Source organism: Ancylobacter sp. VNQ12, from assembly GCF_049445835.1.
Lineage (GTDB): Bacteria > Pseudomonadota > Alphaproteobacteria > Rhizobiales > Xanthobacteraceae > Ancylobacter.
In genome coordinates, this window is record NZ_JBMSDU010000022.1 from 1 (window position 1) to 25,299 (window position 25,299).

Here is a 25,299-nt window from a genome sequence, read left to right on the forward strand (position 1 = left end):
CCGACCCGGAGCCGGCGCGGCTGCGCAACACAAGCCAGCTCCGCCGCGCCGCCTCCTCACCGCCTCAGCCCCTCAAGGGGTCAAGATTGGACGCCGATCGGGGGGCAATATTGCGCGCCGTTTGACAGCCCTCGGTGTACTGACGAAAAGACGCTGGGAGAACGAGCAACGATACGGCTCATGGAACTGGTGAATGCCGGCCCATTTAGCATGGTGGCGTGGAAGCGCAGGGATGAGGATCGGTACGGCCGAAAGCTCCGGGTGCTGATGCGGCACGGTCGTTCGCTGGGGAGCGCGCTGGTGTCGGAGGGATTGGCGCGGCCGTGGACGGGCAAGCGAAAGCCATGGTGCGGCTCCATGCCAGCGACGATGAACGGCCGTCAGGAGTCATCCTAGGCGCCTATAGCCCCCAAGCCTCCAACGCCTTCATCTGCTCGGCCGGATGATCCTTGATCCGATAGACCGTCTGGCGGGTGACGCCGGTAAGCTTGGCGATCTCGCTTGCACCAGCACCTTGTGCCAGCAACTCGCGTACATGGTTGAACTGTTCGCGAGCGAAGCCGGGCTTGCGACCTCGGTACTTAGTGGCGCCCCCAATGGTCTTGGCATGCGCAATGCCGGCCCGCTGTGCTTCCTTCGTAGCCTCTGACTGCGCTTGCGCCGTCGCGGCCATGAAAGCGATCAGGGCGTCACGGACAGCCATCTGCACCGGATCGGTCGTGGCGCCGTCAAAGGTCATGCCGTTGATGACGGTCTTCACGACTACTCCACGCCGCATGAACTCGCGGATAGTGTCAGTCACATCGGCATAGTTCCTGCCGAGGCGATCAACCCAACGCACCACGAGAACGTCTCCCCGCCGTAGAATGTCGAACAAGCGTCGACCTTCCGGCCGCTCTCTGAGTGGAACGGAGATACCTGACACACCTTCATCCGCGACAACCCTATCGAGCTTGAAACCTGCGGCTTCAGCCTGAGTTTGCTGATGAGCGAGCGTCTGATCGGCCGTGGAGACACGAGCATAAAGTATGACGGACATGGTCACCTCGTCTGTCCATAAGGATCATGTCCTTTCAATATCGTGTCCGTTGACTGATATCAACCCTAGTAGACACCGCTCTCCGCACCATCCACACTGACCGTTAGAGCATACCCGTACGTACATTTTGCTCATCACACGGCATGACGGCCACCTTGACAAGCCATAACCCTCGGCAGTGAACAGACCAAAACCGTACAGATACTATCCGTATCTATCAGCACTCCCTGATGGAACCGCCTCTATATGCGCTGATATTGGTAGTATAAATCAGTATATATTACCCGGAGATACACAAGAAGGGCTCTGTATCCTACCCCCCCCCTTACCCCCCAGAGCACACCTGTATCCTCGGGACTGTAAGGGAGATTGGCACCTCTTGTCTGTACCTCAGGCTTGCATTACCCGTCGACACACTAAGCGGTTCTTGTAGAGCCTACCCCGTTTTATTCCGCTTATGAAGGATCGCGGCCCTATCGGCACCCCGGCAAGTACGCAACAGCATTGGCCCCGTTCTGCACATGAAGGACTGTGGTCGCCTACTGCTTCGAACCGAACGGCGTAGAAGCCAAGACGGATCGCCGATGCCAGGCCAGCGGCGTTCTAATCACTGCAGGGACCGTCCAGTACGGGGGAGCAGCGGCACTTAACCATGTAAGATACCCGCACGAAAAAATTTGCCGGATTTTCAGTCCGACCTATGGTGCTGCATTCTATGGCAGGGATTCATAGCGCGGCACTGCGCCTCCCGCTCCGATGCGGCTCATTGTCAGGAACATACCTCATCGCGAGGAAGCCGCCTCCCGCCGACCACCTCTCGCCGAGTCTACGGCGCATCCGGCCCATGGCGCGGACATCAAGCCCTAAGAATCGTCGCTGACGGCCATTCGCCCGCTCATTCGAAGGCAGCCTGCCTGCCGAGCAGAAAGCCAGCCTACGGCCATTTATGCCGATCCGGTCGAAAAGGGCCTGAAATCAGGAGATTCCGGCGACGGACGCCAACCTTCTTCCGCACTCTACCTCCGTACGCCCCCTTGCCGTAGCTCCCGAAATCAGGCCTAATCTGCGCTCACGGAAGTGAGACATAATCGTCACCCCTCATCGTAGATAGTGCTTTGTAGTCAATGACTTAGAGGATCGGCGGGCCGCCCTGCATCGCCCACCATCGCTTTCCTGCAATTGGTTGATCATGCAGTCGAGGTCGGGTACTTGTTTGTGCTCGCAACCTGAAGAGATGCCTCGTGATCTCGAAAATCGATACCCGCACCGATTTTCGATGCCCGACATGCGGCGGACCGGCGAAGAAACAGTCGTATTTCAGCGCACTTTATGACAGCCTGATTAGACAAAGATCACATCAGAATATATTTTGCCAGAAGTGCGGCGAGAAATATTATATATATTTCCATGTCCCTATATTAGTAAGCGGAACATGGGTAAAAGAAAGACACGAACTGCCGTCACACGAATTCGCAAAACAAATTGCATCTATTAGATCGGAAACATCTATTTCTATCCTGAGATCATTGAGACGCGCCTTTGCGCTTCAATTTCAATTTTCTCATCCCGTCATGCAATCGGAATCGAGCCAATTCTTGGACCGCCTTCGCTCGAGCGGTTATGCGATTGATGACCCCTACCCGATCGCAAGCCACGACCTGCCGCAGGAACTGTATTCGAATGTCATTGAGCTGATACAGCTTCAGGCAGAGCCGCTTTGCACGCCGCCGCAAGTTGCCGTCGGCGCACTCTCTGCGTTCAATCTGCGTATGTTCAACGCCGGCGAAACCACTCTCACGTCGAAAGGCAACGCGCCCTATCGGCTTGCCTGCAAGATTTCACCGATCAACGGAGAAACAGCCCCCGAAGGAGAGCGGACCGATCTCCTCATTGACCTCCCGCCAGGCCGCGGGATCACACAGCCACTGCGCTTCAGGACGCCGGATCATCCAGGTCGCTACCGCCTTGGCGTTTATGCGCTGATCGAAAATGTCACGTGGCTGAATGAATTGTGTTCCTTCGAAATCGACGTTGTCGAAGAAACAGATACTGAGGCAGGTTTCGCCTGGAATCATACCGACGTCACACGCGATTACGGCTCAGATCACTTGTACGCGCTGGATCTGATACGGGAGTGGGTTGACCTTGATGGCGCTACACAACCGAAAATTCTCGAAGTTGGTGGCAATATGGCGCCGATGGTCGAGAGACTGGGTGTCAGGGCGTACAATCTGGACGTCGATCCCTATGGTTTGATGGCCGGAAGCATTTTCGCCGGCAAGGATCACCATGTCACCAATATCGTTGGCGACGGCATGAACCTGCCGTTCCCGGATGGTTTCTTTGACGCCATCATGATGTTCGCGACGTTTCATCATTTTCCCGATCCGGTCGCCTTGCTGCGCCATCTGAAAACCAAGCTTGCCAAGAACGGGCAGATATTTCTGATGTGTGAACCGGTGGGGCACGCATTTGCGGAAAGCAATTACGAAGCTTATGTCCGAGAACTAGAGCACGGCGCCTACGAACAGGCCTTCCTGCCGTGGGAATACGAAGCCATGATCCGCGAGGCCGGACTGGTTGTTTCGAACAATGTCACGGATGTCGGCTCGGCGAAAATCGCGTTACGCTCGCCCAGCTAGGCCAGTTTCGCCACTCGCCAGATTCAATCGTGCACCCGACCGTTCCTGATTGCCCCGGCGCGACCGGCTATCGAGGAGGAGCACCCTCAATGGCCGGTCGGGTCGGCTCCATAGCGCGATCGCCCACCATCGCCCTCCCCAATATCTGCCTTACCTCCTGCCTCAGGACAGGCAGCAGTTCCGCCTCGAACCAGGGGTGGCGCTTCAGCCAGCCGGTGTTGCGCCAGGAAGGGTGCGGCAGCGGCAGCACGCGCGTCTGCCCGGATGCCGCCCAGATTTCGCGCCAGCGCGCCACTCGCTCGGTGAGCCCGCCGCCGGCGAAGCGCTCAAGTCCTAGCCGCCGCAAGTGGTAGGCCTGCGAGGTCGCCCCCACCGCCACCACGAGATCGAAGGGCGCGCGCGCGGCGAAGAGCCGGTCGTGCCAGAGCCTGGCGCATTCCCGTCGCGGCGGCAGGTCGCCGCCCTTGGCGTCCTGTCCGGGAAAGCAGAAGCCCATGGCGGCAACGGCGATCTTCTCGCCGTCGTAGAAAGTCTCGCGGTCGATCCCGAGCCACGACCTCAGCCGGTCGCCCGAAGCATCGTTGAACGACATGCCGGAGGCATGCACCTTGGTGCCCGGCGCCTGCCCGGCGATGAGGATGCGCGCCCGTGGTCCGACATGCAGCACCGGACGTGGCTCATGCGGCAGCGGCCGGCCGAGCGGGTGCTCCACGCAGGCGCGGCAGGCGCGGATTTCGGTCAGCAGCGCGTCGAGAATGTCGGGGGAAGCGGAGGACATGCGTCTCTAGATAGGTGCTGTCGCGCCGGCGGCAAAGCCGTTCACGAGGGCGGGCGGGGATGCGCCGCACGCCAATCCGCCGGCAGATCGAACGGGCCCGACCAGATGCCGCGTCCGCCAGCACGCGCCGCGCGCTGCTCGCTGCCGTAGCCGAAGCCCGTAGCCACCGCCCAGCCTTCCTCGACCAGCAAGGAACCCACATCGCGTCCACCCGCCTCGCAGACCGAGACGGCGCGGCCGTAGCGGTCCTCGTCCACCGGGCGACAGCTGACCTTGGCGGAGGCGACGATCGCCGCCAGCGCCGCGCGGGCCTTTTCCCCGCACGGCCATATCTTGCCGGGCGCGCCGCAGGATTGGTGCAGTTCCGGCGCGTCGATGCCGTCCAGCCGCACGCGCTCGCCGCCGATCTCCAGGCTGTCGCCGTCGGCAACCCGAACCGCGCCGGTCAGCGCCGGCACAAGACGCTCGGCGACCAGCGCGGCGGCGACGAGCGCCAGCGCCACGATGATCGAGCGGAAGGTGCTCGGTCGCCAGCCAGGGCGCCGGACCAATCGCGGACGGCGCACCGATCAGGCGTCCGAAACGCCAGCTTCGGCAAAGGTCGCCATGCCGGCATGACAGGCGAGCGCCGACTTGACGACGCCGATGGCAAGCGCCGCGCCGGAGCCTTCCCCGAGCCGCATGCCGAGATCGAGCAGCGGGCGCAGGCCAAGGCGCTCCAGCACGGCGCGATGGGCCGGCTCGGCGGACACATGACCCGCGAGGCAATGGTCGAGCGCGGCCGGGTCCATCGCTTTCAGCACTGCGGCAGCGGCAGTGACCACATAGCCATCAAGCACCACCGGCACGCGCTGCAGCCGCGCAGCGAGAATGGCGCCGGCCATCGCCGCCACTTCGCGCCCGCCGAGCTTGCGCAGCACTTCCAGCGGGTCGTCGAGATGGCCCTTGGACCGGGCCACCGCGTCGCGCACCGCCGTGACCTTGCGGATCAGCGTCTCGCCGGTGGAGCCGGTGCCGGGGCCGACCCAGTCCTCCGCTTCGCCGCCATAGAGACCGTGGAAGATGGCGGCGGCGACCGTGGTGTTGCCGATGCCCATCTCGCCGAGGCAGAGCAGGTCGGGCTCGCCGGCCAGCGCTTCCATGCCAAAGGCCATGGTGGCGGCGCACTCTGCCTCGGTCAGCGCGTCTTCTTCGACGATGTCGGGGGTCGGCAGGTCGAGCGCGAGATCGAAGACCCGAAGGCCCGCGCCGAACACGCCGCAGATCTGGTTCACCGCCGCCTTGCCGGCGGTGAAGGTGGCGACCATCTGCTTGGTCACGTCCGGAGGGTAAGGCGAGACGCCCCGTCCGGCCACGCCGTGGGTGGCCGCGAACACCGCGACGGTCGGCCGGTTCACCGCCGGAATCTCCCGCCCCTGCCAGCCGGCGATGTGGATGGCGATCTCCTCCAGCCGGCCGAGCGCGCCCGGCGGTTTCACCAGCTGGTTCTGCCGCTCGGCGGCAGCCATACGGGCCGCTTCGTCCGGCCCGGGCATCTGGGCGACGAGGTTGCGGATGTCGTCGAAGGGCAGTCCGGTGGCGGAGCGCAGCATGGAAGCCTCGTGCATGAGACCCGAGGATCGCGGAAAGTGTCGCATCGGGCGCGGCGGCGGGGTAGACCCTCGCTCATGCGCGCGCAACCCCCAAATCCGGCGAGGCTCGCCACCGTGGCTCCAGAGGTGGCGCCCGACGGCTGTCCGCCGATCTTCGGCGCGGACTTCCTCGGCGATCTCGACACACTGTTCCTCTGGCGGCGCGACGTCCGCCATTTCCGCCGCGACGCGCTGGAGCCGGGCGCGCTCGACGCCCTGCTCTGCCTTGCCGCGCGGGCGCCGAGCGTCGGCCTGAGCCAGCCCTGGCGCTTCGTGCGGGTGAACGAGCCCGCCCGCCGCGCGACGGTGCGATCGATATTCGAGGCCTGCAATGCCGAGGCGCTTTCGCTCCAGCCGAACGAGCGCGCCGGGCTCTATGCACGGCTCAAGCTCGCCGGGCTCGACGATGCCCCCGAACAGCTCGCCATCTTCATCGAGCCCGAGCCGGAGGCGGGCCATGGGCTCGGGCGCGCCACCATGCCGGAGGCGGTCGCCTATTCCGCTGTCATGGCGATCCACACGCTGTGGCTCGCGGCCGCCGCGCGCGGCCTCGGCGTCGGCTGGGTGTCGATCCTCGACCCGAAGGCGGTGAATGCGGCGCTCGATGTGCCGGCGCACTGGCGGCTGGTGGGCTATCTGTGCATAGGCTATCCGAGCGCACCCTCCGACGTGCCCGAGCTGGAACGCGCCGGCTGGGAGCATCGCCGGCCGGTCGCCGACGTCCTCATCGAGCGCTGAACCGCAGCGAGACACGCGATGCCCATCCCCGTGCTTTCCGACGTGCCGGCGGCGCTGCGCTTCCTGTCCCGCCTGCCGGTGCCTGCCTTGCCCTTCGAGCACGACGCCGCCCCACCGGACATCGACCGGCTGGCGCCGGCCTTCCCGCTCGCCGGCGTCGTCATCGCGCTGACGGGGGTCGTCACCTTCATCGTCGGGCAGTTGCTGTTCGGGGACGTCCTCGCCAGCACGCTGACCGTTGCAGTGCTGATCCTGGTGACCGGCGGCTTTCACGAGGATGGCCTCGCCGACACCGCGGACGCTCTCGGCGGCTGGAGCGTGGAGCGGCGACTGGAGATCATGAAGGACAGCCGCATCGGCAGTTTCGGCGTGCTGGCGTTGATCGTCGGCTTCGCGCTACGGGTCGGTGCGGTGCAGACGCTGGCGGCCTATGGGACATGGTCCGTGGCTGGCGCATTGATCGCCGCCGGCGCGCTGTCGCGCCTCGCCGGCCCGGCCATGCTCGCCGCCCTGCCCCCTGCCCGCGCCTCCGGCCTGTCCCATGGCGCCGGCCGTCCCTCGGCGGCCGCTATGCGGCGTGCCGCGACCATCGCCATCGTGATCGCCGCCTTTGCAGTTTTCCCCAGCCTCGGACCGCTTGCCTTGTCGAGTGGAGTTCTCCTTGGACTGGCTTGCTTTTCCGGCCTTGTCCGCCTTGCCAATGTCCAATTCGGCGGGCAGACCGGGGATGTCGCCGGCGCCGCCATACTGGCGGTCGAGATTGCCTTCCTCATCGGTCTGCTTATCTTCGCGCGGCATCCCTAGGCGTACCGATTCCGATGCCGACCATTGTCTCCAGCCCCTGCGTCTCGATCTGCACGCTCGATGCGGCGGGGCGGCGCTGCCTCGGCTGCGACCGCACCCTCGAGGAGATCGCCGCCTGGGGCACCATGAGCGAAGCCGCGCGTCGCGCCGTCATCGCCCGGCTCGCCGCGCGCCGAATTTCGGAGGCCGCGCAATGAACGCCGACCGCCTCATGTGGATCGTGGTCATCGGCCTCGCCGGCGGCGTGGGCCTGCTCGTCTGGGCCTCCCATGCCGGTTCGGTCGCCGGTCTCGATGTCGGCGACCTCGCCTATCTCGTCGGCTACAGCGCCTTCGCGCTGGTGCTTGGCGCCAGCGTCTTCGCCACCTTCACCGGGCGGCTCGGCGAAGCGCTGCGCGCCGCCGCCCTGTGGCTGGTCATCTTCGGCGTGCTGGCGGTAGGTTACACCTACCGTTTCGAACTCCACGCCGTCGCCTATCGCGTGCTGGCCGAGTTGGCGCCCGGCTATGCCGTGCCGCTCGCCCGCGATGGCGGGCCGGCGGTCGAGGTGGCGCGGGCGCGTGACGGCGATTTCAACGTGCGCGTGGAGATCAACGGCAACCGCATCCCGATGCTCGTCGATACCGGGGCCTCCAGCGTCGTGCTGACGCCGGAGGATGCCGTCGCGGCCGGCCTGCCGCTGGAATTCCTGCGCTACGACATTCCCATCGACACCGCGAATGGACGCGGCCGCGCCGCCGCCGTCGTGCTCGACCGGGTGGAAATCGCCGGCAACATCACCGAGCGCAACGTTCCCGCGCTCATCGCCAGCCCCGGCTCGCTCAAGCACAGCCTGCTCGGCATGACCTTCCTCTCGCGCCTCGCCAGCTTCGAGATACGCGGCGAGAAGCTGGTGATGCGGGCGAAGGTCGTCGACGAATAGCCCCGAGCGATCGCAGACGGGCCTTGCGGGCCCCTGCCGCTTGTCTCGAACGCGCTAGCGCCAGATCAGCGCCGCCACGAAGCGCAGGCCGATCACCAGCAGATAGAGGCCGAAGCCGACCTCCAGCTGCCGCTTGGTGAAACCGTGCGCCAGGCGCGCGCCGAGCGGCGCCGCCAGGGTCGCCACCCCGCCGACCAGCACCAGGCCCGGCAGCGAGACGAAGCCGAGCGAGAGTGGCGGCAGTTCCGCCAGATGCGGCAGGCCGCTGACGACATAGCCGAGGGTTCCCGGCACGGCGATCAGCGCGCCGAGCCCGGCGGAGGTCGCGATGGCGGTATGGATCGGCACGCGATAGAGCGTCAGCACCACGGTCGCGATGCCGCCGCCACTGATGCCCACAAGCGGCGCGAAGGCGCCGATGCCGAAGCCGTAGGCCCGCATAGCCGTCGTGCCCGGCAGATGGTCGGCCAGTACCCAGCTGTCCCGGCCGAACAGGAGCTTCGCCGACATCAGCGCGGCAAACAGCACGAAGGCGATCTTCAGCACGACATCCGGGGAGATGGCGGCCAGCGCCGCGCCGGCAATGGCACCGAGCACGATGGGGATCGCCCATTGCCGCAGCACGCCGTCATCCACCTTGGTCCGCGCCTTGTGGGCGAAATAGGAGCGCAGCGCCGTGGGCACGATGATGGCAAGCGCGGTGCCGACCGAGAGGTGCATGCGCTCGGCGTCGCTGACCCCGACCGCGCCGAACACCTCGTAGAGCACCGGCACGATGATCGCGCCGCCACCGATGCCGAACAGGCCGGCGAGGACGCCGGTCGCCAATCCCGCCGCCAGCAGCACCACGGCGAGCCAGGCCAGATAATCCCAGGGAAGTGCTTGCAACATCAGGCCACCAGCGAACGCCGCTCCTCTGCGCGACGCACTTCATCCACGGCGGCGCGCAGCACTTCTATGCCGGCTTCCGGCTTGACGCCATCGATAGCGAGGCGGCGGCGAAAGGCCCGCGCACCGGGACGGCCGGTGAACAGGCCGAGCATGTGGCGGGTGATGTCGTGCAGGCGCCCGCCGCCGGCGACATGCGCTGCAATGTAGGGTTCGAATGCCTCCACCGCCGCGAAACCGTCCGCATACGGGTTGGGCGCCCCGAAGAACAGCGCGTCGACATCGAGCAACAGTTCCGGGTTCTGATAGGCCGCGCGGCCGAGCATGACGCCGTCGACATGCGCGAGCTGCGCCGCGGCATCCTCCAGCGTGTTGAGCCCGCCATTGATGCTGACCGGCACATCGGCAAAATCCTGCGACAGGCGCTGCTTCAGGCGGCGGACGCGGTCATAGTCGAGCGGGGGAATGTCCCGGTTCTCCTTGGGCGAGAGCCCTTGCAGCCACGCCTTGCGGGCATGGACGACGAGCGCATCAGCCCCTGCGGCCAGCACCGCGTCGGCCAGCGCATCGAGGGCTTCTTCCGGGTCTTGATCATCGACGCCGATGCGGCACTTCACCGTGACCGGGATGGCCACCTCGGCCTTCATCGCCGCCACGCAACTGGCGACAAGCGCGGGATCGCGCATCAGGCAGGCGCCGAAATTGCCGCCCTGCACGCGATCCGAGGGACAGCCGACATTGAGGTTGATCTCGTCATAGCCCCAATCGGCGCAGATGCGCGCAGCCCTGGCGAGCGCCTCCGGCTCCGACCCGCCGAGCTGCACCGCCACCGGATGCTCCATCGGGGAGAATCCCAGCAGCCGCTCGCGGTCGCCGAAGATCACCGCATTGGCGGTCACCATCTCGGTATAGAGCAGCGCCTGCGCCGAGAGGGTGCGATGGAACGCCCGGCAATGCCGGTCGGACCAATCCATCATAGGGGCTACGGAAAATCTATGTGACTGATATCTCGGCATTATTTCGTAGCTTCAGGGCGTTGGGTCGCAGCGCGCGCATTCGATTTTACGCCACGATACGCCAGTTTCCGATTTTTCGACGCGGGAGTGCACACGGAGCGCACACGGATGGCTACCCCTCACTAAACTAAAATCCGGCTCCTGGAGAGCCCGGATGCATCGGAAGGGGCCGTACGTCAACGAGACGCGAAGCGCTTCCGCGATCTCGTCACGCTCCATCGCCAGGACATGGCCGAGGTGGGGATCAGGATCGGCCATTCCAAGGACTGTGGAAGCCATTCGGCGGCAGATTCGTATCCGCGTGCCGCTGCTGCGGTCCAAATCATGGTAGAGCGCGTCCAGTTCTTCTTCCGTCGTCCAATCGATGGAGTTGTGATGCGAGGTGCCGGCATGGCATCGGCCTCGTTGCGGCTGAGGCCGATCTCAGCGACCACTTCGACATCGCCGTCGGCAAAGCGGTGGCCGGACTGCCGCGCCACGCGCAGCAATGCGTTCTCGAAGCAGGCCGCATAGCCGCCCGCGAAAAGCGGCTCGGGGTTGGCGGCTCCGCCCATGCCGCCCAGTTCCTTCGGGATGGCGAGCTGGAGGTCGAGGATTCCATCCTCGCCCTGGATCATCGCCATGGATCTCGCCGTTCTGGCAATGTTGATCGCGAGGCCGGCTATTGTTCTTTTTCTGCCGACAGTCGTCGGCTGATCAAGATATCGGCGATGGCAGACTGTCTGCTTCAGGGCAGTAAAGACGCGATAACTGCCATCGCCGATATCTTGACCAACCAAAAACGTCGAGCTACTGACGGGCGTCGCGAAAAACGGCTGTCAAGATGAGTATCGACTCTCGGACACCGCACATAAGCCGACCGTGAGCGAGTACGGTCGTCCAGCGTCTCCAACCATTGGTCAGCGTCTTGAACGCTGATGCAACATGTGGAGCGCAAACGCGTGAGTAAGACTATCGGCATTATCGGCGCTGGCCTTGGCGGCCTGACACTCGCCCGCGTACTGCAATTGAACGGGATTGAGGCGACCATCTTCGAGGCAGAGCCGTCACCTCGGGCAAGACCGCAAGGCGGCCTGCTTGATATCCATGAACACAACGGTCAGCCCGCTCTCAAAGCCGCCGGCCTCTACCAGGAGTTCCTGAAACTCATTCGACCCGCCGAGGATGCCAAGCGGGTCGTCGACAAGGACGGCGCTATCCTTCTCGACATGCCGGGAAATCCCTCGTCCCCGAGGCCGGAGGTCAACAGGGGGGAGCTTCGTGCCATGCTTCTCGGCTCGCTGCCGAAGATGGCGATCCGATGGGGTCGAAAGGCGATGTCCATTGCAGCGGTCGGAAACCGGCGCGAGGTCGTGTTTGCCGACGGCAGCGCATTCACGGCCGATCTCATCGTCGGTGCCGATGGCGCTTGGTCGAGGGTGCGGCCAGTTCTGACTGGCGCACAGCCGCTCTACTCCGGCACGTGCCTCATTGAAATCGCACATCCCGCTGGCGACAGAGATGTTGACGGGCTCGCGGCACTGATCGGCACAGGCACGCTCATGGCTGTCGCGCCGGGCCGGGGCATCATCGCGCATCGTCACGCCGATGGAAGTATCTCCGGTTATGTGGCGCTGAACAGACCAGAGGAATGGATCAGGTCCATCGACTTCAGCGAGGCTCATATCGGCCGGGAAGTCCTTGCAGCGCAATTTGAAGGCTGGGCACGACATCTCGTCGACTTCATTACCCGGAGCGCGCTGGATCGTCCGACGCTCCGCCCCATCTATGCAATGCCTGTCGCGAACGAGTGGTCGCGGATACCAGGGCTGACGCTGGTCGGCGATGCGGCGCACCTGATGTCCCCGTTCGCAGGCGAAGGCGCTAACCTCGCCATGTACGACGGCGCCGAACTTGCTCGGGCGATCATTGGCCATCCAAGCGACATGGAGGCGGCTCTGGGCGCATACGAGCGCGCGCTATTCGAGCGAACGCGCGGGGTTGCGGAAATGTCGGCGCGGAACTTGGAGCTGTTCTTCGGAGAAACCGCGCCGCACAGCGTGGTGAGCCTGTTCAGGAATCTCGTCTCACCTCAAATATAGCTGCCAAACAACCGCAGGGAGCGAGCATTGGCGCCGCCGCGGCTTGACCAAGGTCGGTTGCAGTCATCGCCGATCTTCAAAGTATGTTGGGCTGCGGCATAATTTGAAGTTTCCGTGCCGCTTGGCGGGCGTACCGCTATCGGCAGCAGTATCGCGCCATGGAGGGCGATCGGCGAGGCCGGCGCGGCGCCGTCAGTTGCCTTCGCTCCTGGACGTATCGCGGTGATCGGAGCGAGACGGCGCCAGCAGGACTAAGGCGCAGCCCACGATCATCGCGCAGGCGAGCATAAGCCATGCCTCATTGATGGATTGGACCAATGCGGCCTTTTCGACCAGGGGCCGCACGAACGCCTCGATGGCTGGGTCCAGCGGCATCTTGGCCGCTCCGCTCAACGCATCGGCCGGCAGGCCCACAAGATCGGCTGCGGACCTGTCGCCGGCCAGCAGCCGCTGCTTCAGAGCTTCGGCGTGCACCGGCACGCGCCCGAACATCACCGTATCGATCAGCGCAATGCCGATGGCGCCACCCAGATTGCGCATCAGATTGAACAGGCCGCTGGCGTCGGGTACCGCTTCCGGCGGCAAAGCTCCCAGAGCAAGACGGGTTGGTGGAAGCAGGCAAAGCATGATCGCGCCGCCACGCACGATCTGCGGCCAGAACATGCCGTCGAAATCGGTTTCCCGAGTTGCGAACGCGCTCATGCCGAGGCCCACGCCGAACAGTGCAAATCCGAAAATGGTGAGCAGGCGCGCGCTGCTGCGTCGCTCCAGCGTCACGGCAATGGGCGAAGTGACGAGTTGCGTTACGCCGGTCACCAGCATCACCGTGCCGATGGCCAGAGGCCCATGCCCGCGCACGAAGGCCAGGAATACTGGCATCAGATAGACCGATCCATACAGTCCCATGCCGAGAATGAAGCTGAGCGCGCAGCCAACGGCAAAGCCTCGGTCGCGAAAGGTCCGCAGTTGGACGATGGGAGCGCTGCTGCCCAGCATGCGCCGCACGAACAGGGCGCCGGCGGACAAGCTGGCGGCAAGCAGAGCGAGAACCGGCACCGCCAGCCATCCGCGCTGGGGCGCCTCTTTCAACCCGATCTGCAGACAGGCAAGGCAAACCGCCAGCAGCGCGAGGCCGGCAACATCCAGCATACGCAGCAGCGCGCGGTCACCGGCGTCGCGCGACAGCAGGACCAGCCCGAGCCCGCCGGCGACGACGCCAGGAGCGACGTTGACCAGGAACAGCCAGTGCCACGATGCGGTCTCGGTAATCCATCCGCCGACGATCGGCCCGACCGTCGGCGCCAACACGGCGAGCATGCCGGCAAGGGTGGTGGCAAAGCCTTGAAGCCGGAACGGAAACAGCAGGAACACCGCCGAGAACACCAGCGGGATGAGCATGCCGCCAAAAAAGCCCTGCACCACCCGCGCCGCGACAAGCGATGCAAACCCAGCGCTCGCGGCGCAGCCGAGCGAAGCCAGCGTGAAGGCGCTTACGGCGAGAGTGAACAGCCACCGCATGCCGAGCGCGCGGGTCAACAGTCCGGTCAGCGGAATCGCGACGACTTCGGCAATGAGATAGGCCGTTTGGATCCAGCTCATCAGCTCGGCGGGAATGCCGAGCGCATCGCGGATCGCCGGCAGCGACGTCGCGACCACCTGTATGTCCAGCACGGCCATGAACATGCCGAGGCACATGGCGGCAAAGCCGACCCATATCCGCACCGGCACTCGCTCGGAGGGTGCCGATGCAAGCGAGGCGACCACCGCGCTCATGCCCGCACCCGGTCCGGGCCGATGCCCAGAGCCGCATTCTCGGCGCGGATGCGGACGTAAAGCACGATCGCATTCAGCACGGAAAACACCACGGCATACCAGACCAATCCGAACATCAGCGGCAGCAGGGCGATCTCACCGGCAACGACGACATAGTTCGGATGCGTCAGGAAGCGGTAGGGGCCTCTCCGCACGAGAGGGGCCCGAGGCAGAACGATAATGCGCGTGGTCCAGCGCCGACCCAGAGAGGCGAGGACCCAAATCCGCAGGCCTTGCAGCAGGACATACGCCACAAGCAGCGGAAGGATCACCGGCTGCCTCGGCGCCAGCCACCATAGGCCCGCGAGCCAAAGCGCGTGGAGCATAACCATGTAGCGATAGTGCCCGGGGGCTGCCTCTCGGGCACCTCGAGACAACAGTCGCGCGGTGTTGCGGCTTGACAGCACAAGTTCACCGAGCCGCTGCGCCGTGACAAAACCAAGGATGATGAGGGCTTCCATCGCTCGACCCCGCTCATGCTGCTTGGGCGAGGGATACGCAGGAGGCGGTGAATCCCGGCCCCATCGTCACCAGCGTGGCGCGGTCGGGCAAGCCCTGGGCGATCACCCGGTCAAGAATGAACAGCACGGTCGGCGCGGACATGTTGCCGAAATCGGCCAGTACGCCGCGCTCATGATCAAGCGCCCCTTGATCAAGGCTGAAAGCGCGCTCGATCGCCGCCACGACCTTGGTTCCGCCGGGATGGCAGACGAACCGGCCGATGTCTTCGGTAGCCAGGCCCATGCGCCCCAGTATGCCGGTGACGGCGGGTTTGAGATTGGTCGCGGCGAAGGATGGAACATTGGGCTCCAGAATGACCCCGAAGCCGACCGGATCCATGCTCCAGCCCATGATACCGAGTGTGTCCGGCCAAAGCTGCTCGCCGGCTCCCTCAATGAGCGCAAGCCCCTGCTCCCCGGTGCGCAGCACGCAGGCGGCGGCACCATCGCCAAACAGGGCGGTAGAAATCAGATGGGCCTTGTCGGGACGGTCCAGACGAAAGGCGAGAGAGCTCAATTCGACCGTCACCATCAGCACCGTCGAGCCCGGCCTCGCCTGCGCGAGCCGCGAGGCGATGGCCAGCCCGGTGACACCGCCGGCACAGCCGAGTCCGAACACGGGAACGCGCTCTATGTCGGCGCGAAAGCCCATGCGGGCATGAACCACCGCATCCAGACTTGGCGTCGCTATCCCGCTGGTCGAGACAAAGACCACGGTGTCGACATCGCCAGCGGAACAGCCTGCGGCGGCAAGCGCCTTGTTTGCGACCTCAACGAAGAGGTCCGCACCGACTTCCATGTAGACAGCCGTACGCTCCGGCCAGCCACGGGGTTCGAGGTACCACTCGAGCGGGCGCGCGGCGTGACGCTTGCCGATGCCGGTGCTGGCAAATATCCCGGCCATCGTCTCGGATTTGCGGAAAATGTCAGAGAAGAACCGATGCATGGTCGTAGCGACATCGGGTTGCATCAGCACATGCTCGGGAACCGCAGTGGCGAGGGAGAGGAGGCCGGGCAACCGGCCCTCGCTGGCCACGGGGAGCGGCGGGTCGGCACTGTGGGGATATGGCGAAGAAGGTAGTGACTTTGTCGCTGTGAGCATGATTTCAATCTCGTTACGTGCCCCAGCCCCATTACTTTACTACGTTCGAATATACATATTATAGGTGAATTATATTTTTGATTATCATGAAAAAGCAAACTATACACATTTTTACATGAAATAACAACAAGAATATTACTATTTCTATTTGGATGTAGTGTATCAATTATATTAAATTTTTAAATAGCCCGTTTGGTTACGGCACATATACAAACGTATCATCTGTCGATATAGGGATTTATTACGCTACGTAATAACAGGAATGTCAGATCCGGATCGCGGATATTTTTCTTATACATGCCAGCCTTATCAACAATTCGCCGCAAGAACGTGCATGACGGCGCAGGACCGCGCCACGCACGTTCTGCGCGGGCGCCCGACCGACGCGGCATGAGGGTATCGGCGCGGCGACGGGAGCGGACACCTCAACAAGAAATGGTCGCCCCCCGGCCCGGCGCAGGGACGTCCCGGGCCGTTCAGGTCGTTCGCCAGATCAGACCCGAGTGGAAGCTTTCAAGGCTTTATGCTCGGCCTCGAGCGACATCAGGCATGGCGGGGGCACGACTTCTTCCGGCGTCGCGCAGAGACCCGACCGGATCAGCCAGCGGCCCAGCGCCGGCTCCGCGGTGAAGACGGCGAACGGCACCGCGCCGAGGAGCCCGACCAGCACCGGCAGCGCCCAGATCAGCGCCGACGGCGCAAAGGTGTAAAGGACACCGCCGATCAGCGCTCCGAAGACAAACTGCGGCCACAGCCCGCGCAAGGCGGTGCGCCACGATAGCCGCCCGGCGTCGCGCGCCTGTGCCTCCCACGTCACGGTTCGCCCGAAGGCAAGGCCAACCATGAAGATCGCGATCCGGAACGCGACCACCGGTCCGAGCAGCACCGAGAACAGAAATTCCAGCAGCGCCCCGCCGAGCAGCCTGCCGGTGCCGCCATAACGCTGCCGCTCTCCCGGCCGAAACAGCACGTCGAGCAGGCCGGCGAGTTTGGGCGTGAGGCTCATCAGGAAGGTGAGGACGAACAGCGCCAGTCCGAGTCCGGCAGGAAACGCCTCGTCGGTCCGCTCGACATCGAACACCTTGAGCGCCGCGAGGATCATGAACAGCACCCAGGCGAACGCGCCGACATACATCAGGATCGCCCAGGCGATCTGGAAGCGGCTCATCGGCTTGAGGCCGGGCATGGCGAGCAGGCGCCAATACTGCATGTTGCCCTGGCACCAGCGCAGGTCGCGCCGCGTGAATTCGGTCAGGTGCGGCGGGTTCTCCTCATAGCTGTCGGTCTCCTCCGGCAGCACGCGCACCTCGTATCCGGCGCGGCGCATCAGCACCGCCTCGATCTGGTCGTGCGAGAGCACATGGCCGGCGAGCGGGCCGCGGCCGGGCAGCATCGGCAGGGCGCAATGCGCTTTGAAGGGCGCGATGCGGATCACCGCATTATGCCCCCAATAGGGGCCGCAATCCCCGGCCCACCACGAGGCGCCCATCGTGTAGGAACGCATGCCGTGCCGCATGCCGAACTGGAAGATGCGCGCGAAAGCCGAACGGGACGGCATGCCCACCACCAGGCTCTGCAAGATGCCGAGCCTGGCGTTCGCCTGCATGACCCGCACCATGCGCAGGATGGTGGCCGCGCCGAGGAAGCTGTCGGCATCGAGCACCAGCATCAGTTCGTGGTCATCGCCCCAGCGTTCGAGAAAATCGCGGATATTGCCGGCCTTGAAGCCGGCATTGTCGCTCCGGCGGCGATAGTGGAGCCGCGGCGAGGCGCCGAGTTCCTCACGCCACGCCCGAAAGAGGTCTTCCTCGGTTGCGGCGATGTCCGCGTGGGTCGTATCGGAGAGAATGAACCAGTCGAACCGGCCACCGGCGCCGCCGCGATCGAGCTCCGCACGCATGGAGCGCAGACGGGCAAAGGCACGCTCGGGATCCTCGTTACGCAGCGCCATGATCACCGCGACGCGCGCGTCGATCGGCGCCTCGTCTGACGCCCTTCCGGCAAAGGGATAGACCGATTGCCGGGCGTCGCCGGGGCCATGCAGCAGCCACAGGCCGATCACCGCGTTCCAGAAGCCGAGGATGGTCCAGGGCGTCGAGAGGCAGAAGGCGAGGAGCAGGAGCCCGTCCAGCAGCGTGAAGCCGCCATGGGCGAGGAGCCAGGCGAAGAGCGCGACGAATGCGGCATAAGTCCCCGCATTGAGCGTCAGCACGAGCACCCGTCGGCGGCGAAGCACGCGCGTGGACTGCACGCCGGTCGGCACACGCCCTTCCACGGCATCGGCGGCCGTGAAGACGCCGTCCGCGACCTTCTCATCCAAGCTCATGCCGTCGTCCCACCCAGTCCGCCCATGCACTCGGGACGCCTGTTCCGATTTGTACGCCGGCGAGCCTTATGAGGTTCACCATTTTGTGGACCAAAGGACAGCCTGCTGCTGTTAAGAAGATCGTGAAGCGGCAAAGGACGCGATCAACAATGCCGGAACCGTGTCACAGGCCGACGCGACAGCTCTGGTGCGTGGAGCCGGGACGCTATGAGTTGAGGCATGTCCCGCTCGGCGAACCGCCGGCGGACCTGCTGACCATACGAACGATCATCTCCGGCATCAGCCGCGGCACCGAGCGCCTCGTCCTCCAAGGCGGCATTCCCGCCAGCGAGCATCAAAGAATGCGTGCGCCGCTCCAGAAGGGCGCGTTTCCGTTCCCGGTGCAGTATGGCTATCAGAGCGTCGGCCTCGTGGAGGCCGGGCCCGAGGAATGGATCGGCCGTACCGTCTTCGCGCTGCATCCGCATCAGGACCTCTATGCCCTGCCGGTTGCGGCGGCGATGGCGGTTCCCGACGGCATTCCTCCAGAGCGCGCCACGTTGGCCGCCAATATGGAGACCGCCCTCAACGCCATGTGGGATGCCGGCGCCGGCCCCGGCGATCGCATCACGGTTGTCGGCGGCGGCGTGGTTGGCCTGCTGCTGACGGCACTCGCCACCGCATTGCCGGGCGCGGAGGTGACGCTGGTGGATGTGAGGCCGGAACGCGCGGCGTTTGCCGATGCCTTCGGCGCAGCCTTCGCCCTGCCGGCCGCCATCCGCGACGACGCTGACATCGTCTTCCACACCAGCGCGAGCGAGGCCGGCCTCGCGACGGCACTTGCGGCGGGCGGCTTCGAGGCGCGGATCGTCGAGGTGAGCTGGTATGGCGACCGCGCTCCTTCCGTCCCCCTGGGAGAAGGGTTCCACAGTCGCCGCCTGCAACTGATCGGCTCGCAGGTCGGCTACGTATCACCCTCGCGGAGGGCGCGCTGGCCGCACGCCCGCCGGCTCGCCAAGGCCCTCGCGCTGCTCGACGATGCCCGGCTCGACCGCTTGGTCACGCATGTCGTTCCGTTCGCGCAGGCGCCTTCGCGCCTGCCGCAATTGCTTGCCGACGGGGAGGATGCCCTGGCGATCCTGCTCGATTATAGATGAAGGGATGCCATGTACTGTGTCGAGGTTCGCGATCGCATCATGATCGCCCATTCGCTGCCCGATCCATTCTTCGGCCCGGCCCAGGGCCTGCATGGCGCGACCTTCGTGGTCGACGTCGCCTTCTTCCGCGAGACGCTGACGAGTAAGAACGTCGTCGTCGATATCGGCGCCGCGCTCGACGCGCTCAAGGGGACGCTGAAGCCGCTCGCCTACCAGAACCTCGACACGCTGCCGGATTTCGCCGGCAAGCTCACCACCACCGAGTTCCTGGCGAAGCACATCTTCGACGCCATGGCTGCCGCCGCACGCGGCGGTGCGCTGGGGGATGATGCCGACAGCCTCGCCAAGATCCGGGTGACGCTGCACGAGACCGATCTGGCGTGCGCCAGCTACGAAGGCGTGCTGCGGTGAGGACCATCGCGTGACCGGCTTCGCCTTCGCCATACCGGGCGATATCGACCTTCCCACCGGCGGCTACGGTTATGACCGGCGCGTCATCGCGGAAGGCCGGCGTGCCGGGGTCGAGGTGACGCATGTCGCGCTGCCCGGCGGATTTCCCTTCCCTACCCCGCAGCAGTTGGCCGAAACCGAGGCGCGGCTCAAGGCGGCGCCCGCGGGACAGGTGCTGCTGATCGACGGGCTTGCTTTCGGGGCTTTGCCGGCGGGGCTGCTGCGCGGCCTCGCCCGGCCGCTCGTCGCCCTCGTGCATCATCCGCTGGCGCTGGAGGAGGGCCTCGACGAGATGCAGCGCACGTGCCTCATTGCCAGCGAGCGCGCCGCCCTCGCGCTTGCCTCGGCGGTCATCGCCACCAGCCCCTCGACCGCGCGCCTGCTGGAACGCGACTATGGCGTCGAGGCTGGCCGGCTTGGCGTGGCCCTTCCCGGCACCGACCCGCGCCCCCGCGCCCGCGGCACCGGCACACCCATGCGCCTGCTCAGCATCGGCACGGTCATCCCGCGCAAGGCGCATGGCGTCCTCGTCGAGGCGCTGGCCGCGCTGGCCTCATTCGACTGGACCTGCCGCATCGTCGGGGCCACCGATCGCGACGCCGAGGAGACGCGGCGGCTGCGCCAGGCGATCATGGCGCACGGCCTCGGCGACCGCGTCACGCTGACCGGCGCGCTACAAGGCGAGGCGCTGGAGCACGAATTCGACGCCGCCGACATCTTCGTCTCGGCCTCGCTGTTCGAGGGCTATGGCATGGCGCTCACCGAGGCGCTGGCGCACGGGCTTCCCGTCGTGGCGACCAGCGGCGGCGCCATCCCCGACACGGTGCCCCCGGCGGCATCCGTGCTGGTCGCTCCGAACGACACCGCCGGCCTTGCCGAGGGCCTCGGCTCCCTGCTGCGCGATCCCGGCCGCCGAAAAGCCCTGGCGCAGAATGCCTGGGACTACGCCGTGTCGCTCCCCGACTGGCCCCGGACTGCGGCGACCATCTTGGCCGTGCTGCGGGAGGTCGCGCGGTGAGCGGCTTCGATGCCGGCTGGCTGGCCCTGCGCGAGCCTGTGGACCACGCCTCCCGGCACACCGGGCTGGCCGCACATGTCCGCGACCATTTCGCGGAACACTCCTCCCTCGCCGTGGTCGATCTCGGCTGCGGGACGGGTTCCAATCTGCGCGCGCTGGCGCCCTCGCTGCCGCTCCGCCAACGCTGGCACCTGATCGACGGCGACATCGATCTGCTGGCAGTGGCGCGCCAGTGCCTGGCCGACTGGGCCGACAGCGCGAACGCGACGCCCACCGGCATCGAACTGCGCAAGGACGCGCATCGGATCAACGTCAGCTTCGAATGCGCGGATCTCATGATCCGCGACCTGTACTTCGCCGATATCGGCGCAGAACTCGTGACGGCTGCGGCGCTGTTCGATCTCGTCTCAAAGGACTGGCTGGAGCGACTGGTCGCCGGCGCGGCGCGGCGGCGCATTCCGCTCTATTCGGTGCTGAACTATGACGGCATCGCCCGCTGGCGCCCCAGCGTGCCGCTCGATGCCCGCGTGATCGCGGCATTCAATCGCCACCAGCGCGGAGACAAGGGTTTCGGGCCGGCGCTGGGGCCGATGGCCGGCGCGGCCTTTGCCGAGTCGCTGTCGCAACACGGCTACGCCGTCGATTCAGCCGACAGCCCCTGGGAACTGGCGGAGCAAGACGCCGAACTGATCGCCCGCCTCGCCGATGGCTTCGCCCAAGCGGCCACGGAGATCGAGCCGGAAGGGCGCGACGTCTTTGCCGAGTGGGCTTTGATGCGAACCGAGGCAGCGCAGGTGACGATCGGACATCGGGACATCTTCGCCACGATGTGACCGGTCCCTCGCCGGGCGTTTCAGCCCGGCGGCCACATGCGCCGCATCACGCCGTCATGCTTGACGAAGCGATGGCGAAGCGCTGCCGCGATATGGAGGAGCGCCAGGGCCCCGAGGAGCAGCGCGAGCAGGCCGTGTATGCCGAAAATGCGATTGGCGAGCGGCTCATCGGGGGGAAGGATCGCGGGCAGGTTGAACAGCCCGAAGATGTCCAAAGCGGGATAGGCGGAGATGCCGGCCCAGCCGAGCACCGGCACCACCAGCAGCAGCACATAGAGCGCGTAATGGACGGTGAGCGAGGCGATGCGCTCGAACGGCGTCAGCGTCGCGACCGGTGGCGGCGCGCCGCGCCGAAGCCTTACCAGCACACGCAGCACGACCAGCCACAGCAGGGTGAAACCAAGCAGCTTGTGCAGGCTGTAGAGCGAGCCCGTCGTCGCGTCGAAATTCGTCGCCTGTCCGCGGGCGACCATGTAGAGCCCGAGCGGAAGCTGGCAGATCACGAATGCCGCGACGATCCAGTGCAGCCGCCGCGCGGCAAGGCTGTAGCGGGCGGCCGTGACGGCGTGCACTCCGTCTTCATCCGAGACCGGCATCCCTTCCTCCCTCGGCTGCGCTGCGCAGATCGCAATCATAGAGAATATTGCCGTCGTCGAGGAGATAGGGCCGCGCGGTCGGGCGCAGCGCGTCGCCGAGTTCGTCGATGGGCCTGAGATTGAGCCCCGCCTGTCCCGATCCCAGAATGATGGGAGAGAGGCAGATGTGCAGACGATCGACCATCCCGGCATCGATGAACCGCGAGACCGTCGAGGCGCCACCTTCAACCAGCACGGTCCGATGGCCGCGCGCCGCCAAGGCGGCGATGAGACGGGCCGGCTCGAAAATGTCGGGGTCGTGCTCGGTGCTGATACGCTCGACCGCATTCGGCCATCCTTCCGCATTCTCCGAGAACACGATGCGATCGCAGCCATCCGCCTGTAGCCATTTGGAGTCGCGGGACGATCGACCCGCGCGGTCGATGACGGCCCGCGCCGGACTGCGGCCGGGCACCCGCCGCGTGGTCAATTGGGGATCGTCGGCGAGGACGGTCCCCACCCCGACCACCACCACATCGACGATCGCGCGCAACCGGTGCAGATGGTCCATGCCGGAACAACCGTTGATGTCGCGCGATTTCCCCGTCGGCGTCGCGATGCGCCCATCGAGCGATTGCCCCAGCTGGGCAATGACAAAGGGCGCCCCGCAATGCCGATGGATCGGCTCGTAGAGCGCGGCAAGCGGATCGACCGGTGTTTCGCGACGATTCAAGACGAGCTCCCCTAGGTGGTCATTCGGCAGTCGGCGAATGCGGCGCGTTGGTCAGACGGATCCATCCAGATGCAACATGCGTACTACATACGTGCGAACCCTAGGAATGGTGCAACGAAGCCGCCTCAAATGACGAGTAGCACACGCGCTCCCTCCCCTCTTTCGCGCTGGCCCGGCCGACGTGTTCCGCTACCGTGTGGCAGCCGATCCGACGAACGATTTCAGCGCAGGCGTTCGGCGAGGTAGTCGACGAAGATGCGCACCCGCGCGGGCATGTTGGCGCCGCCCACGAACACGGCATGGATCGTCTCGACATCACCCGGATTGAAGTCTTCCAACAAGGGCACCAGGAGGCCGGCCGCGATATCGTCGACGACGCCGAAATAGCCCACGCGAGTTATGCCGACGCCGTCCACCGCGAGCTGTCCCAGCGTCTCGCCATTATTGGCCTCGATGGTCCCGGTGACGCTCAGCGCATAATCGCGTCCGTCCCGGCGGAACGGCCATACCGGCTCGGCACGGCGGAAATTGAAGTTCAGGCAGTTGTGCCGGAGCAGGTCTTCCGGCAATTGCGGCGTGCCGTGCCGCGCCAGATAGGCGGGCGACGCCACGACGCAGCGCCCGGTCTCGCCGATCCGCCGCGCCGTCAATGCGCTGTCCGCGAGCGGACCGAACCTGATCGCCACATCCGCCTGCCCCGCCGCGACGTCCACCACTGTATCGGTCAGGCTGATATCGACGAGGATATGCGGATAGCGAAGGACGAAGTCGCCCAGCAAAGGCACGATGCAAAGCCGGCCATGCGAAAGGGCCGCGCTCACCCTCAGGCGCCCGCGTGGTGCGCCCTGATCGGCAATGACCCGCTCCGCCTCGTCGAGGTCCGCGAGAATGCGCCGCGCTGCGCCGAGATAGCTCTGCCCTTCCGCCGTCAGGGTGAGCGCGCGCGTGGTGCGGATCAGCAACCGCACGCCCAGACGCGCCTCGACCCGATCGATCGTCCGGCTGACCGCCGACGGCGTCAGGTCCAGCGCGCGACCGGCGGCGGAGAAGCTGCCCGTGCGCGCAATGGCCGAGAAGACCTCGAGCTCTCTGGCGCGATCTGCTCCCTCCATCACCATCTTTGCGCCCGGTTCAAAAATGCTTGGCCTGCGGCAGACCTACTCCTTGAAGAGCGAACCGTCCATCTTTGCGTTGCAATGCGATCACGCTCGTGGAGGCCATCGTGGAATATAGGCAGTTGGGATCGTCTGGTCTGCGGGTTCCCGTTCTCAGTTTTGGCGCTGGAACGTTTGGCGGCACGGGCCCCCTGTTCAGCGCTTGGGGCCAGAGCGACGCCAATGAGGCGCGCCGTCTGGTCGACATCTGCCTGGAAGCGGGCGTCAACCTGTTCGACACCGCCGATGTCTATTCCGACGGCGCCTCGGAACGGGTGCTGGGCGAGGCCATCAAGGGACGGCGCGACGTGGTCCTCATCTCGACCAAGACCGGCTTGCCGACCGGCGACGGTCCGGCCGACTGGGGCGTGTCGCGCAGTCGCCTGATCCGTCAGGTCGAGGCGGCGTTGCGCCGGCTGGGAACCGACTACATCGACCTGCTGCAATTGCACGCCCTCGATGCCTCGACGCCAGCCGAGGAAGTGCTCGCCACGCTGGAAAGCCTCGTGACGGCAGGCAAGGTCCGCTACACCGGCGTCTCCAACTATCCCGGATGGCAGCTGATGAAGTCGCTCGCCGTCGCCGAGCGCGACGGGCGCCCGCGCTACGTCGCTCATCAGGTCTATTACTCGCTGATCGGCCGCGCCTATGAGGCCGACCTGATGCCGCTGGGCGCGGATCAGGGCGTCGGCGCGCTGGTATGGAGTCCGCTCGGCTGGGGCCGGCTGACCGGCAAAATCCGTCGCGGCGCACCGATCCCCGAGGGCAGCCGCCTGCACCAGACCGCCATCTTCGCCCCGCCGGTCGAGGACGAGCATCTCTACCGCGTCGTCGATGCGCTGGACGCCGTTGCCACCGAAACCGGAAAGACGGTCCCGCAGATCGCAATCAACTGGCTGCTGCAACGGCCAACGGTCGCCTCCGTCATCATCGGCGCCCGCAACGAGGAGCAGCTGCGCCAGAACCTCGGCTCGGTCGGCTGGTCTCTGACGCCCGAGCAGATGGCAGCGCTGGATGCCGCCAGCGATGTCCTGCCGCCCTATCCCCACACGCCCTATCGCCAGCAGGAGGGGTTCGCTCGCCTCAACCCCTCACTCGTCTGACGGTCTGGCGGCGGCCGC

Annotated in this window: 25 protein-coding genes and 1 pseudogene; 12 read left to right on the top strand and 14 right to left on the bottom strand. The window is 65.5% G+C overall.

Annotated elements, in window-relative coordinates:
* Nucleotides 1-129 precede the first annotated feature (129 nt).
* Nucleotides 130-396: pseudogene (locus ACO2RV_RS21260) on the top strand (thermonuclease family protein); the annotation flags it as partial.
* A gap of 4 nt (nt 397-400) precedes the next feature.
* Here ACO2RV_RS21260 and ACO2RV_RS21265 read toward each other — a convergent pair.
* Nucleotides 401-1,039 carry a recombinase family protein gene (locus tag ACO2RV_RS21265; protein ID WP_423296240.1) on the bottom strand — a complete coding sequence of 213 codons (639 nt, stop codon included), beginning with the start codon at nt 1,037-1,039 and terminating at the stop codon, nt 401-403.
* Between the two features lie 1,595 nt (nt 1,040-2,634).
* Here ACO2RV_RS21265 and ACO2RV_RS21270 point away from each other — a divergent pair.
* Complete coding sequence (locus ACO2RV_RS21270; protein ID WP_423296241.1) at nt 2,635-3,681, top strand: class I SAM-dependent methyltransferase; 1,047 nt, start codon at nt 2,635-2,637, stop codon at nt 3,679-3,681.
* A 67-nt stretch (nt 3,682-3,748) separates the two neighbouring features.
* On the opposite strand, the gene ACO2RV_RS21275 is transcribed toward ACO2RV_RS21270, so the two are convergent.
* From ACO2RV_RS21275 to cobT, 3 genes are read right to left on the bottom strand one after another with little or no spacing between them, the layout of a single operon-like run.
* Complete coding sequence (locus ACO2RV_RS21275; RefSeq protein WP_423296242.1) at nt 3,749-4,459, bottom strand: uracil-DNA glycosylase family protein; 711 nt, start codon at nt 4,457-4,459, stop codon at nt 3,749-3,751.
* 41 nt (nt 4,460-4,500) lie between these two features.
* Nucleotides 4,501-5,010 (bottom strand): thermonuclease family protein, encoded by a 510-nt coding sequence (locus tag ACO2RV_RS21280; protein WP_423296243.1) that lies wholly within the window; start codon nt 5,008-5,010, stop codon nt 4,501-4,503.
* 18 nt (nt 5,011-5,028) lie between these two features.
* The gene (gene cobT, locus ACO2RV_RS21285) at nt 5,029-6,051 is read right to left on the bottom strand and encodes a nicotinate-nucleotide--dimethylbenzimidazole phosphoribosyltransferase (protein WP_423296244.1); all 1,023 of its coding nucleotides are present in this window, start codon (nt 6,049-6,051) and stop codon (nt 5,029-5,031) included.
* Nucleotides 6,052-6,126: 75 nt separating this feature from the next.
* Between cobT and bluB the strand changes: the two genes are divergently transcribed.
* From bluB to ACO2RV_RS21305, 4 genes are read left to right on the top strand one after another with little or no spacing between them, the layout of a single operon-like run.
* Nucleotides 6,127-6,828, top strand: a complete 702-nt coding sequence (gene bluB / locus ACO2RV_RS21290; protein ID WP_423296245.1) for a 5,6-dimethylbenzimidazole synthase — start codon at nt 6,127-6,129, stop codon at nt 6,826-6,828.
* An 18-nt stretch (nt 6,829-6,846) separates the two neighbouring features.
* Nucleotides 6,847-7,632 (top strand): adenosylcobinamide-GDP ribazoletransferase, encoded by a 786-nt coding sequence (gene cobS / locus ACO2RV_RS21295; protein WP_423296246.1) that lies wholly within the window; start codon nt 6,847-6,849, stop codon nt 7,630-7,632.
* Between the two features lie 14 nt (nt 7,633-7,646).
* A complete protein-coding gene (locus tag ACO2RV_RS21300) occupies nt 7,647-7,829 on the top strand; it encodes a DUF1289 domain-containing protein (RefSeq protein ID WP_423296247.1) in 183 nt (60 codons plus the stop codon).
* Entirely contained in the window at nt 7,826-8,554 is a 729-nt protein-coding gene (locus ACO2RV_RS21305) for a retropepsin-like aspartic protease family protein (RefSeq protein WP_423296248.1), read from the top strand. Before ACO2RV_RS21300 ends, ACO2RV_RS21305 begins: the two co-directional genes overlap by 4 nt.
* Nucleotides 8,555-8,608: 54 nt before the next feature.
* Here the strand turns inward: ACO2RV_RS21305 and ACO2RV_RS21310 are convergent, their stop codons facing one another.
* From ACO2RV_RS21310 to ACO2RV_RS21320, 3 genes are all read right to left on the bottom strand, one after another.
* Nucleotides 8,609-9,445 (bottom strand): sulfite exporter TauE/SafE family protein, encoded by an 837-nt coding sequence (locus ACO2RV_RS21310; protein WP_423296249.1) that lies wholly within the window; start codon nt 9,443-9,445, stop codon nt 8,609-8,611.
* Complete coding sequence (dusA, locus tag ACO2RV_RS21315; protein WP_423296250.1) at nt 9,445-10,458, bottom strand: tRNA dihydrouridine(20/20a) synthase DusA; 1,014 nt, start codon at nt 10,456-10,458, stop codon at nt 9,445-9,447. The genes ACO2RV_RS21310 and dusA overlap by 1 nt, the downstream gene beginning before the upstream one ends.
* 176 nt (nt 10,459-10,634) lie before the next feature.
* On the bottom strand, nt 10,635-11,081 hold the full coding sequence (locus ACO2RV_RS21320; protein ID WP_423296251.1) for a hypothetical protein: 447 nt from the start codon (nt 11,079-11,081) through the stop codon (nt 10,635-10,637).
* A 318-nt stretch (nt 11,082-11,399) separates the two neighbouring features.
* Between ACO2RV_RS21320 and ACO2RV_RS21325 the strand changes: the two genes are divergently transcribed.
* Entirely contained in the window at nt 11,400-12,539 is a 1,140-nt protein-coding gene (locus tag ACO2RV_RS21325) for an FAD-dependent oxidoreductase (RefSeq protein ID WP_423296252.1), read from the top strand.
* Nucleotides 12,540-12,731: 192 nt separating this feature from the next.
* On the opposite strand, the gene ACO2RV_RS21330 is transcribed toward ACO2RV_RS21325, so the two are convergent.
* The 4 genes from ACO2RV_RS21330 to mdoH form a co-directional block, all read right to left on the bottom strand.
* Nucleotides 12,732-14,312, bottom strand: coding sequence for a DHA2 family efflux MFS transporter permease subunit (locus ACO2RV_RS21330; RefSeq protein WP_423296253.1), 1,581 nt, complete (start codon nt 14,310-14,312; stop codon nt 12,732-12,734).
* Complete coding sequence (locus ACO2RV_RS21335) at nt 14,309-14,812, bottom strand: isoprenylcysteine carboxyl methyltransferase family protein (RefSeq protein ID WP_423296254.1); 504 nt, start codon at nt 14,810-14,812, stop codon at nt 14,309-14,311. The genes ACO2RV_RS21330 and ACO2RV_RS21335 overlap by 4 nt, the downstream gene beginning before the upstream one ends.
* A gap of 13 nt (nt 14,813-14,825) precedes the next feature.
* The gene (locus tag ACO2RV_RS21340) at nt 14,826-15,887 is read right to left on the bottom strand and encodes a type III polyketide synthase (RefSeq protein ID WP_423296255.1); all 1,062 of its coding nucleotides are present in this window, start codon (nt 15,885-15,887) and stop codon (nt 14,826-14,828) included.
* Between the two features lie 559 nt (nt 15,888-16,446).
* A complete protein-coding gene (gene mdoH, locus ACO2RV_RS21345) occupies nt 16,447-18,279 on the bottom strand; it encodes a glucans biosynthesis glucosyltransferase MdoH (protein ID WP_423296256.1) in 1,833 nt (610 codons plus the stop codon).
* 149 nt (nt 18,280-18,428) lie between these two features.
* Between mdoH and ACO2RV_RS21350 the strand changes: the two genes are divergently transcribed.
* Genes ACO2RV_RS21350 through ACO2RV_RS21365 form a run of 4 tightly spaced genes read left to right on the top strand, consistent with a single transcriptional unit; the run spans nt 18,429 to nt 21,716 of the window.
* Nucleotides 18,429-19,415, top strand: a complete 987-nt coding sequence (locus tag ACO2RV_RS21350; RefSeq protein WP_423296257.1) for a zinc-dependent alcohol dehydrogenase — start codon at nt 18,429-18,431, stop codon at nt 19,413-19,415.
* Nucleotides 19,416-19,424: 9 nt separating this feature from the next.
* On the top strand, nt 19,425-19,826 hold the full coding sequence (locus tag ACO2RV_RS21355; protein ID WP_423296258.1) for a 6-pyruvoyl trahydropterin synthase family protein: 402 nt from the start codon (nt 19,425-19,427) through the stop codon (nt 19,824-19,826).
* Between the two features lie 10 nt (nt 19,827-19,836).
* Nucleotides 19,837-20,883 carry a glycosyltransferase family 4 protein gene (locus ACO2RV_RS21360; protein WP_423296259.1) on the top strand — a complete coding sequence of 349 codons (1,047 nt, stop codon included), beginning with the start codon at nt 19,837-19,839 and terminating at the stop codon, nt 20,881-20,883.
* Nucleotides 20,880-21,716, top strand: coding sequence for a class I SAM-dependent methyltransferase (locus ACO2RV_RS21365; protein WP_423296260.1), 837 nt, complete (start codon nt 20,880-20,882; stop codon nt 21,714-21,716). The genes ACO2RV_RS21360 and ACO2RV_RS21365 overlap by 4 nt, the downstream gene beginning before the upstream one ends.
* Before the next feature lie 20 nt (nt 21,717-21,736).
* Here ACO2RV_RS21365 and ACO2RV_RS21370 read toward each other — a convergent pair whose 3' ends face one another.
* From ACO2RV_RS21370 to ACO2RV_RS21380, 3 genes are all read right to left on the bottom strand, one after another.
* Complete coding sequence (locus ACO2RV_RS21370; protein WP_423296261.1) at nt 21,737-22,312, bottom strand: cytochrome b; 576 nt, start codon at nt 22,310-22,312, stop codon at nt 21,737-21,739.
* Nucleotides 22,296-23,024, bottom strand: a complete 729-nt coding sequence (locus tag ACO2RV_RS21375; protein ID WP_423296262.1) for a RibD family protein — start codon at nt 23,022-23,024, stop codon at nt 22,296-22,298. Before ACO2RV_RS21375 ends, ACO2RV_RS21370 begins: the two co-directional genes overlap by 17 nt.
* Before the next feature lie 221 nt (nt 23,025-23,245).
* The gene (locus ACO2RV_RS21380; protein WP_423296263.1) at nt 23,246-24,142 is read right to left on the bottom strand and encodes a LysR family transcriptional regulator; all 897 of its coding nucleotides are present in this window, start codon (nt 24,140-24,142) and stop codon (nt 23,246-23,248) included.
* Between the two features lie 104 nt (nt 24,143-24,246).
* Here ACO2RV_RS21380 and ACO2RV_RS21385 point away from each other — a divergent pair, with 104 nt between their 5' ends.
* Nucleotides 24,247-25,281, top strand: coding sequence for an aldo/keto reductase (locus ACO2RV_RS21385; RefSeq protein WP_423296264.1), 1,035 nt, complete (start codon nt 24,247-24,249; stop codon nt 25,279-25,281).
* The last annotated feature ends 18 nt before the right edge of the window (nt 25,282-25,299 follow it).

What these genes read in the sequence shown, in the direction of transcription:
- ACO2RV_RS21265 (WP_423296240.1), bottom strand. Translation starts at nt 1,039, where the DNA reads ATGTCCGTCATACTTTATGCTCGTGTCTCCACGGCCGATCAGACGCTC.
- ACO2RV_RS21275 (WP_423296242.1), bottom strand. Translation starts at nt 4,459, where the DNA reads ATGTCCTCCGCTTCCCCCGACATTCTCGACGCGCTGCTGACCGAAATC.
- cobT (WP_423296244.1), bottom strand. Translation starts at nt 6,051, where the DNA reads ATGCTGCGCTCCGCCACCGGACTGCCCTTCGACGACATCCGCAACCTC.
- bluB (WP_423296245.1), top strand. Translation starts at nt 6,127, where the DNA reads ATGCGCGCGCAACCCCCAAATCCGGCGAGGCTCGCCACCGTGGCTCCA.
- cobS (WP_423296246.1), top strand. Translation starts at nt 6,847, where the DNA reads ATGCCCATCCCCGTGCTTTCCGACGTGCCGGCGGCGCTGCGCTTCCTG.
- ACO2RV_RS21300 (WP_423296247.1), top strand. Translation starts at nt 7,647, where the DNA reads ATGCCGACCATTGTCTCCAGCCCCTGCGTCTCGATCTGCACGCTCGAT.
- ACO2RV_RS21305 (WP_423296248.1), top strand. Translation starts at nt 7,826, where the DNA reads ATGAACGCCGACCGCCTCATGTGGATCGTGGTCATCGGCCTCGCCGGC.
- ACO2RV_RS21310 (WP_423296249.1), bottom strand. Translation starts at nt 9,445, where the DNA reads ATGTTGCAAGCACTTCCCTGGGATTATCTGGCCTGGCTCGCCGTGGTG.
- dusA (WP_423296250.1), bottom strand. Translation starts at nt 10,458, where the DNA reads ATGCCGAGATATCAGTCACATAGATTTTCCGTAGCCCCTATGATGGAT.
- ACO2RV_RS21320 (WP_423296251.1), bottom strand. Translation starts at nt 11,081, where the DNA reads ATGGCGATGATCCAGGGCGAGGATGGAATCCTCGACCTCCAGCTCGCC.
- ACO2RV_RS21330 (WP_423296253.1), bottom strand. Translation starts at nt 14,312, where the DNA reads ATGAGCGCGGTGGTCGCCTCGCTTGCATCGGCACCCTCCGAGCGAGTG.
- ACO2RV_RS21335 (WP_423296254.1), bottom strand. Translation starts at nt 14,812, where the DNA reads ATGGAAGCCCTCATCATCCTTGGTTTTGTCACGGCGCAGCGGCTCGGT.
- mdoH (WP_423296256.1), bottom strand. Translation starts at nt 18,279, where the DNA reads ATGAGCTTGGATGAGAAGGTCGCGGACGGCGTCTTCACGGCCGCCGAT.
- ACO2RV_RS21350 (WP_423296257.1), top strand. Translation starts at nt 18,429, where the DNA reads ATGCCGGAACCGTGTCACAGGCCGACGCGACAGCTCTGGTGCGTGGAG.
- ACO2RV_RS21355 (WP_423296258.1), top strand. Translation starts at nt 19,425, where the DNA reads ATGTACTGTGTCGAGGTTCGCGATCGCATCATGATCGCCCATTCGCTG.
- ACO2RV_RS21370 (WP_423296261.1), bottom strand. Translation starts at nt 22,312, where the DNA reads ATGCCGGTCTCGGATGAAGACGGAGTGCACGCCGTCACGGCCGCCCGC.
- ACO2RV_RS21380 (WP_423296263.1), bottom strand. Translation starts at nt 24,142, where the DNA reads ATGGTGATGGAGGGAGCAGATCGCGCCAGAGAGCTCGAGGTCTTCTCG.